The sequence below is a fragment of the Brenneria populi genome, from assembly GCF_036016195.1.
Lineage (GTDB): Bacteria > Pseudomonadota > Gammaproteobacteria > Enterobacterales > Enterobacteriaceae > Brenneria > Brenneria populi.
In genome coordinates, this window is sequence record NZ_JAYWTM010000072.1 from 1 (window position 1) to 505 (window position 505).

Sequence of the window (505 nt, forward strand, 5' to 3'; positions counted from 1 at the left end):
GTCTGATGAAAGTAATGAGCAGAAATACCTTAATAGGCTTGTAGCTCAGGTGGTTAGAGCGCACCCCTGATAAGGGTGAGGTCGGTGGTTCAAGTCCACTCAGGCCTACCAAATCCGTCCCCATGCTGCGTTGTGAAATGACTCGCATACTGCGGTATGCTTCGCCATTGCACGCCTTGCCTGGAAACGAATTAAACTCTTCTATGAGTGGTACTAAAGGTATATCGGCGTAGGTATGGGGCTATAGCTCAGCTGGGAGAGCGCCTGCTTTGCACGCAGGAGGTCTGCGGTTCGATCCCGCATAGCTCCACCATATAAAGACTTCAGAGCGTATTGGCGACAGTATGCTGTGAAGTATTATGCTCTTTAACAATCTGGAACAAGCTGAAATTTGAAACGATGCGGCGCTGATTATCTGAAGATAATCGCGGTCGTATCAGAGTCTCTCAAATAATCACGACGCAAGGTGGAAACACCTTCGGGTTGTGAGGTTAAGCGACTAAGC

General features: G+C 48.7%; 2 tRNA genes. Both read left to right on the top strand.

The window, feature by feature from the left end:
* Positions 1 to 34 precede the first annotated feature (34 nt).
* A tRNA-Ile gene (locus tag VSX58_RS22445) sits at positions 35 to 111 on the top strand.
* Between the two features lie 126 nt (positions 112 to 237).
* Positions 238 to 313 (top strand) — tRNA-Ala (locus VSX58_RS22450).
* The last annotated feature ends 192 nt before the right edge of the window (positions 314 to 505 follow it).